The organism is Acidovorax sp. KPB24-07 (assembly GCF_057543315.1).
Genome location: NZ_BAAJYS010000330.1, coordinates 1 through 3646 on the forward strand (window position 1 = coordinate 1; position 3646 = coordinate 3646).

Consider the following 3646-nt stretch of genomic DNA (forward strand, 5'->3'; position numbering starts at 1 on the left):
CTGGCCTGCCCGCTGGGCGCGCACTACCTGCCCGTGCCGGGCGACAGCGCGCGCGAGGTGCAGGACCTGCTGGAAGAACTGGGCCTGCGCCAGCGCGTGGCCGGGCGCTGGCGCTACGACGAGCGCCACCTGTGCCACAGCCCGCAGGAGCGCCTGTTCTTCCAGGGGCAGTGGCAGGACGGGCTGCTGCCCGTGCAGGGCGTGGGCGCCGAAACGCTGGCGCAGTACCGGCGCTTTTCCACCCGCGTGGCCGAACTGGGCCGCGCGGCGCCCTTCACCATGCCGGTGGTCAAAGGATGGAAGCCCAATCAGCCCCTGGCGCAGATTCATCTACGGCTTGACGCTATTACTTTCATAGCATGGCTGGAGCAGGAGGGTTTCGACGACACGCATCTGCGCTGGTACCTGGACTACTGCTGCCGCGACGACTACGGCGCCGGCGCGGCGCGCGTGTCGGCCTGGGCGGGCATCCACTACTTCGCCAGCCGCCACGGCTTCCATGCGCCCGGCGATGCGGCCACCGAAGACCGCGAGGGCGTGCTCACCTGGCCCGAGGGCAACGGCTGGCTCACCCAGCGCCTGGCCGCGCCGCTGCAGGCCGGCGGGCAGCTGCGCACTGGCAGCTCGGTGCTGCGCATCGAGGAAACCCGCCAGGGCGTGGAGGTGGACGTGTTCCACCACGCCAGCGAGAGCGTGGAGCGCTGGCAGGCGCGCCGCTGCATCGTGGCGCTGCCGGTCTTCGTCGCGGCGCGCGTGGTGCGCAACCCGCCCGGCTTCCTGCAGCAGGCGGCGCAGCGCCTGTCGTGGGCGCCCTGGCTGGTCGCCAACATCCACATTGACGCCCCGCTGGCCGACCGCGAAGGCGCGGCCCCCGCCTGGGACAACGTGCTCTACGCCGACCCTACGCCCGGCGGCCTGGGCTACGTGAACGCCGGCCACCAGCGGCTGGACCCGCGCCCGGCCGCCACCGTGCTCACCTACTACCAGGCGCTGGGCGACGTGGCCGATGGCCGCCGGCAGTTGGCGGAGCAACCCTGGGCGCACTGGCGCGACGCCATCCTCGCCGGGCTGGCCGCGCCGCACCCCGACCTGGCCAAGCATGCGCGGCGCATGGAGATCACGCGCTACGGCCATGCCATGTCGATCCCTTTGCCGGGCACCCAGGCGTTTCTCAGCAAAATCGCGCCGCAGCGACCGTCTGGCAAGCGCTATGCGCTATCGAACGGAGAGCGCGTACCCGTGCCACCCACGCCCGGCACCGCGCGGCTGGCATTCGCGCATGCGGACTGGTCGGGCTATTCGGTGTTCGAAGAGGCTTTCACGCGCGGGCACGCGGCGGCACTGGCCTGAGCGCTTTTCTCTGGCCCCCCTCTGTCCATCAATGGTCATCGGTAAAGCCGTGATAGCTCCTGCGCAGCGTCAGCCCATGTTCTCTTCGAATGGAGTTTTCTGAAGGGACTTCGTCGGCATAGGGTCCGACGCCGATCGTGCGCAACTCCACGGGCAGCAGCGCTTTCTCCAAAGGACGGTCCGAGCCCTGATGACCAGAGGTCGAGGTGTCTTCCGAGCGGTGTGGCTGAATGCCGTGCAGGCTGTCCCGCGCATGGATCATTTCGTGGCCGAGCGTTGCAACGTAATGGTCTGCGCTCAACTCGTACTCATCCGAGTCATCGGATGAAAACTTCATGCCGATGTCTGGGTCGGTGCGGATCCAGACTTCGTCTGCGCCGGGAGTCTCCCTGCCGGGCATCGGGGCGGCCGCCACTTCGGGCATGAACGAATCGCCCGACGGACGGCGGCTCATGTAGCTGTCGATGTCGTCCCAATTGTCCATGGGCCGCAACTGCGTGTTGCCAGCGATCTGCTGGCAGGAAAGCGCTTGCGGCCAACCCCCTTGCGAAGGCGTCAGCACCACGCGCTTTCGGGGCGCCATGGTGGTGATGGATTCGATCTGCCGCAGGAGCGTGCGGCCGGAAGATTGGGACGCCAGTTGCGCCAGGGTTCCCTGGTTGCGGTGCAAGAAATCCTGGTTCTTGGCTTCAAGGGCTTCCACCTGCTGGAGGTTGCAAGCGCCCGCTTCCTGCGGCCGGGGCGTATGGATGTAGACACCGGGAAAATCCGTGCGGTGGATGGGCATGGGACACCTCCTGGCGGCGTTTGCCGAAAAGGGAAAGACGCTACCGGCATCCCGGTCACGCGGCGGCCCGCGACGCGAAGGAAGTGACCAGGTTCCGAACGGCATCCCGGGAAGGGGTTGGGCACCGGCAAGCTCTCACAGACCATGGAGCCGGCAGGGATACCCCAGGCAGCCAATCAGCCCGTTTCCAAAATAGATATATCTTTTGTTTTTAGATATATCTAATTTCCCCATGAAGCATGAATTCCTGGATGCGCGCCAGCCCCCTCTCGAGCGGCGTGGTGGCGGCCGCGTGTTCGGCCACGGCGGGCTGCGCCTCGTGCTGCTGCAGCTCATCGCCGACAAGCCGCGCCACGGCTACGAGCTCATCAAGGCCATCGAAGACCGGCTGAACGGTGCCTACAGCCCCAGCCCCGGCGTGATCTACCCCACGCTCACCCTGCTGGAAGAGATGGGCCATGTCACCGTCACGGCCGATGGCGGCCGCAAGCTGCACACGCTGACCGATGCGGGGCGCGACCACCTGGCCGAGCACCGCGCCGAGGTGGATGCGCTGCTGGCCCGCATGGCCAGCGGCCTGCCGATGCGCGGCGGCGGTCACGGCGAGCGCCCGGCGCCCATCGAGCGCGCCGTGCACAACCTGCGCCATGCGCTGCACCTTCGCCTGGCGCGCGAGCCGCTGGCCGAGGCGCAGATCCATGCCATCGCCGATGCGCTGGACGCCGCGGCGCGGCAGATCGAGCGCCTTTAGCACCTGTTCCCCGCCGGCCTGCAGGACGCCCCAGAGCGACCGCCCCGGCCCCCGTTGCCCGGAGTGCGCCCCACGACGCCCTGGCCTCCCTCCGCAACGCCGGCATCGCCCCGGCAGAAAGCCCTGAAATGACCACACTGTCCGCTTCGACCACCACCCCAGCCACCTCTGCCGCCACCGCAGCGCAGCCTTCCCCCGAACTGCTGGCGGCCCGCGCGCCCCAGCGCATGCGCCATGAACTGCGCCGGCGCATCCTCACCGTGCAAAGCGCCGAGCGCGTCACGCCGCACTGCGTGCGCATCGTCCTCACCGGCCCAGACCTGGAGGGCTTTGACAGCGCGGGCTTCGACGACCACGTGAAGCTCATCCTGCCCGACCCCGCCACGGGCCGGATCGACTTTCCCGTGCCGGCGGACACCGGGGGCCTCGCGCCCGACTCGCCCCGGCCCACCATGCGCGACTACACGCCGCGCCACCACGACATCGCCGCGCGCACCCTCACCATCGACTTCGCGCTGCACGACGCCGGCCCGGCCACGCAATGGGCGCTGCAGGCCGCGCCCGGGCAGACCGTGGGCGTGGGGGGCCCGCGCGGCTCCATGGTCATTCCCACCGCCTTCGACGGCTACGTGCTGATCGGCGACGACACGGCCCTGCCCGCCATCGCCCGCCGCCTCGCCGAGCTGCCCGCTGGTACGCCCGTGCTGGTGCTGGCCGAGGTGGACGGCCCGGCCGCACGAGCAGCCCCTGCCCACCCG

Annotated in this window: 4 protein-coding genes; 3 read left to right on the forward strand and 1 reads right to left on the reverse strand. The window is 69.5% G+C overall.

Annotation, left to right across the window (positions count from 1 at the left end; all coding sequences use genetic code 11):
* Nucleotides 1–1350, forward strand: a 1350-nt coding sequence (locus tag AC27IQ_RS20275) for a flavin monoamine oxidase family protein (RefSeq protein ID WP_487090569.1), incomplete at its 5' end; no start/stop codon positions are given.
* 28 nt (nucleotides 1351–1378) lie between these two features.
* Here AC27IQ_RS20275 and AC27IQ_RS20280 read toward each other — a convergent pair.
* Nucleotides 1379–2137, reverse strand: a complete 759-nt coding sequence (locus AC27IQ_RS20280; RefSeq protein WP_487090570.1) for a M91 family zinc metallopeptidase — start codon at nucleotides 2135–2137, stop codon at nucleotides 1379–1381.
* A gap of 232 nt (nucleotides 2138–2369) precedes the next feature.
* On the opposite strand from AC27IQ_RS20280, the gene AC27IQ_RS20285 reads away from it, so the two are divergent.
* Both AC27IQ_RS20285 and AC27IQ_RS20290 read left to right on the forward strand, forming a co-directional pair.
* Nucleotides 2370–2888 (forward strand): PadR family transcriptional regulator, encoded by a 519-nt coding sequence (locus AC27IQ_RS20285; RefSeq protein ID WP_317356777.1) that lies wholly within the window; start codon nucleotides 2370–2372, stop codon nucleotides 2886–2888.
* Nucleotides 2889–3016: 128 nt separating this feature from the next.
* Nucleotides 3017–3646 (forward strand): siderophore-interacting protein (locus AC27IQ_RS20290; protein WP_487090571.1); only part of this gene is annotated, 630 nt, incomplete at its 3' end.